The following is a 3603-nucleotide window of genomic DNA, read 5'->3' on the forward strand; positions in this document are numbered from 1 at the left end:
CACGATCGTGGTGCTGTCCTTGCTGATCGTGATCCGGCGTGCCCGTCCCAAGTCGTCCATCGTCACCTTGTCGAGGGTCATCGCCCTGTCTTCACTGATGACCTGACCACCTGTCAGCACAGCGATGTCAGCCAAAGCAGCCTTACGACGCTCGCCAAACGATGGAGCACGCACTGCAGCCACCTGCAGCACCCCTCGGTTCTTGTTCACGACCAAGGTGGCAAGGGCTTCCCCATCGACTTCTTCCGCCAAAATGACCAGCGGTGAGCCTGATTTCTGAACCGTCTCCAACACGGGAACCAAATCGGTGACGGAGCTGATCTTGCGATCTGTGAGAAGCAGTAACGCATTCTCGAATTCGCAAATCTGGCGGTCACCATCGGTGACGAAATAGGGAGAGCTATAACCGCGATCGAAGGCCATACCTTCTGTGACTTCAAGCTCAGTGGCCAGAGACTTGGATTCCTCCACGGTGATCACACCGTCAAAGCTCACCCTGTCCATGGCCTCGGCAACCATGCGACCCACCTCCTCATCGCCGCCTGAACTGACCGTGGCAACCTGGCGAATCGCATCGCCGCTCACGGACTGACTGCGTTGATTGAGGCTTGTGACCACAGCAGCCACAGCTTTTTCCATACCCCGGCGAAGTTCGATCGGGCTAGCACCTGCAGCCGTATTTCGAAGCCCCTCCTCCACCATCGCCTGGGCAAGCACGGTGGCAGTCGTGGTGCCATCGCCAGCTTTGTCCTTGGTCTTAGACGCCACCTGCTGGATCAACTTGGCACCGATGTTTTCGAACGGATCTGCAAGTTCAATTTCCTTGGCGATCGTGTCACCGTCATTGACGATGTCGGGCGCGCCGTAGGACTTCTCGAGCACCACATTGCGACCACGAGGTCCGATCGTGACCCGAACGGCATCGGCAAGGGCATTCATGCCTCGCTCGAGGGACTCCCGTGATTCGTTCGAAAAGCTGAGAAGTTTGGACATAGTGTCAGGAACCCGGGGGCAATCGCATCCAGCGTCTATGACTACCCGCTCCCCTCGGAAGTGGGGAAAGCCGAATCCATCGGACAAAGGCGCAAATCGTCTGGTTAATGTTTGACCATGAAGGATTCAGGAGCGCTGTTCTTCGTTTTCATGGCTGCAATGGCTGCAACCATGACCTTGGTTTATGTGCCACTTCGCATCTATCTAACCGCTACGGACCGCAGTCGAAGATTGAAGTTGCTTCAGCGCATACGCCGATTAAGAGAAGAGCTGGGTCAGCCTCTCCAAAACTGAGATTCAACTCATCACCATCCCACCATCCACCTGGAGCACCTGCCCCGTGATGTATGCGGCGGATGGGTCGGCAGCCAAAAATCTCACGGTTCCAGCCACCTGATCGGGCGTCCCAAACCGTCCCAGTGGAATGGCCGCAAGAATGCCGTCTGCTTCCAGGTCTTTCGTCATATCCGTAGCAATAAAACCAGGTGCCACGGCATTCACCGTGATTCCACGGCTTGCCATCTCCTTGGCGCTACTTCGCGTTAGGCCCACCACACCGGCTTTGGCTGCTGCGTAATTGGCTTGCCCGGCGTTGCCCATCAGCCCAACCACGGAGGTGATGTTGATAATCCGACCACTCCGTTGCTTCAACATTGGGCGCGCCACAGCCCTCGTACAGAGGAAGACTCCGGTGAGATTGAGATTGATCACCGCCTGCCAATCCTCGGTTTTCATCCTCATCAGCAAGCCATCCCGAGTGATTCCCGCGTTATTTACCAGGACGTCAATGCGTTCACTGCGCTTCAACACCGTTTTGATCAAGGCTTCAACCGAAGCCTCATCGCCCACGTCGGCCTTGACGGCATAAGCGGAGCCACCCTGGGCCTGAATTTCAGCAACCACCTGCTCAGCAGCATCGGGAGAACTGGCGTAATTCACCACCACTTCTGCGCCCTCACCTGCCAAAGCCAAGGCCACTGCACGACCGATGCCACGACTTGCACCGGTCACAAGGGCTGTTTGACCGTCAAGAGAAGCGGATGAACTCATGAACGCTTTTTTTAAGATCGTGTGATCGTAGGGATCGTTGGCCCTTTCAGTCATCAAGGCCAGCTAGATGCCCCGCATGGTTTCAATCGTGTCGATGGCATCACCCAGCAAATTGCGGAATAACTCCAGCTGCTTCTGGCTTCCCATCACCACAAGAAGTTGTCCAGGACCAAGTCGTTCTTCACCGCTGGGATTTCCCTTCAATGCGCTGCCGTCACGGATGGCCAGCACCATGGCCCCACTGCGGCGGCCCAGCTGGAGCTCCGACAAGCTCTTGCTGGCCAAATGACCAACAAGTGAGGGATCACGACTTAACCGAAATTCTTCAATTTCAAATTCCGACCCAGACAACAGATCCATAAAGTCCACCGCCAAGGGCCTTAGAGCCGTTGCTGCCATCACCCTTCCCCCAGCGACGTAGGGACTCACAACAACAGTTGCTCCTGCAAGTTCGAGCTTGGCTGCAGCTTCTTCGCTGTCGGCTCGAGCAATGAGCCGGCATCCAGGCTCCAAGCCTCGAGCACTGAGCGTGACGTACAGATTGGCCGCATCGCTAGGCAAGGCCGCCACCAGGCTGCGACAACGATGAAGTCCAGCCTCCAAAAGCGTTTCGTCGAGGGTGGCATCGGCCAGGAGCACAGGCAGACCCCGTTCCTCTGCCGCCTGCCGACGAGCAGGATCCATCTCGACCACAAGAACGGGAACGGTCTCCAGGAGCAGCTGTTCAGCAATCTCCCGGCCAATGCGGCCATACCCGCAGAGAATCACATGGTTCTGCATACGCCGTAGGTTTCGGCGAAACCTCAGCTCCCGCAACTGACGGAAGTATCCGGATTCTGTCAGGCCAAGAATCTTTTGGATCGAAAGCTGCACCACGACGATGCCCCCTGCCACGATCAACACCGTCACCAGCCGTCCGGCCTGAGAGAGGGGCTCCACTTCTCCGTAACCGATGGTGCTGATCGTGATCAGCACCATCCATAAACAATCACCCCAGTCCCAACCCTCCGTGATCCGATAACCAATCGCTCCACCCAAGATCACGATGGCAAGAGCTAAAACGGGCAATAGCCATGGGCTGGCCAGCTGGCTTAGCTGAAAACCATGCAAATAAGAGGGATAGCGCTGAAGCCGACGGTGTTTATGTGACCTCCGTCGTGGCCTCTTCATCAGAAGCCCATCGCCTCCAACACATCAGCTTCGGAGAGAGAGCTGAGATCGTCATTGCCAAGATGCCGAATCACATCTCGCTTAGGCAATTGATCCTCAGACAGTCCAAGTGCAACCAATGGCACTCCGCAAAAGGTTGCCAACAGACTGGTCACAGGACAACTCGTCAAAACTACGTCGGTACAGGCAATCTGAGCTGCTCTCTCAGAGAGCGAGCTGTTGTCTTCAAGATCAATGGTTCGCAAACCAGGAAGTTTGTTTTTGATGGTGAGCGGTAATTGCTTCCAGCGTTCTGCTGGCCAGTCTCCCGCTCTGGCAGATGGCTGGAGCAACAACAGAGGCCCATCTCCCTTGGGCTGCCGTTCGCGAGCTCTGTTCATCAGCCCTGCA

4 protein-coding genes and 1 pseudogene are annotated in these 3603 nt (G+C 56.3%); 1 reads left to right on the forward strand and 4 read right to left on the reverse strand.

Translation table 11 applies throughout. From position 1 onward, the window contains the following. On the reverse strand, positions 1–993 hold a 993-nt coding region (gene groEL / locus NCN04_RS09465; RefSeq protein WP_250395923.1), incomplete at its 3' end, for a chaperonin GroEL. Between the two features lie 117 nt (positions 994–1110). On the opposite strand from groEL, the gene NCN04_RS09470 reads away from it, so the two are divergent. Next, the gene (locus tag NCN04_RS09470) at positions 1111–1287 is read left to right on the forward strand and encodes a hypothetical protein (protein WP_245407115.1); all 177 of its coding nucleotides are present in this window, start codon (positions 1111–1113) and stop codon (positions 1285–1287) included. 3 nt (positions 1288–1290) lie between these two features. On the opposite strand, the gene fabG is transcribed toward NCN04_RS09470, so the two are convergent. The 3 genes and pseudogenes from fabG to NCN04_RS09485 form a co-directional block, all read right to left on the reverse strand. After that, a complete protein-coding gene (fabG, locus tag NCN04_RS09475) occupies positions 1291–2043 on the reverse strand; it encodes a 3-oxoacyl-[acyl-carrier-protein] reductase (RefSeq protein ID WP_048348276.1) in 753 nt (250 codons plus the stop codon). A 63-nt stretch (positions 2044–2106) separates the two neighbouring features. Beyond that, positions 2107–3213, reverse strand: coding sequence for a potassium channel family protein (locus NCN04_RS09480; protein ID WP_250395924.1), 1107 nt, complete (start codon positions 3211–3213; stop codon positions 2107–2109). Continuing rightward, a pseudogene (locus NCN04_RS09485) lies at positions 3213–3603 on the reverse strand (lipopolysaccharide heptosyltransferase family protein); the annotation flags it as partial. The gene NCN04_RS09480 and the pseudogene NCN04_RS09485, both read right to left, overlap by 1 nt.

The sequence above is a fragment of the Synechococcus sp. MU1655 genome, from assembly GCF_023630655.1.
Classification (GTDB): Bacteria; Cyanobacteriota; Cyanobacteriia; order PCC-6307; family Cyanobiaceae; genus Synechococcus_C.

What these genes read in the sequence shown, in the direction of transcription:
- NCN04_RS09470 (WP_245407115.1), top strand. Translation starts at nt 1,111, where the DNA reads ATGAAGGATTCAGGAGCGCTGTTCTTCGTTTTCATGGCTGCAATGGCT.
- fabG (WP_048348276.1), bottom strand. Translation starts at nt 2,043, where the DNA reads ATGAGTTCATCCGCTTCTCTTGACGGTCAAACAGCCCTTGTGACCGGT.
- NCN04_RS09480 (WP_250395924.1), bottom strand. Translation starts at nt 3,213, where the DNA reads ATGAAGAGGCCACGACGGAGGTCACATAAACACCGTCGGCTTCAGCGC.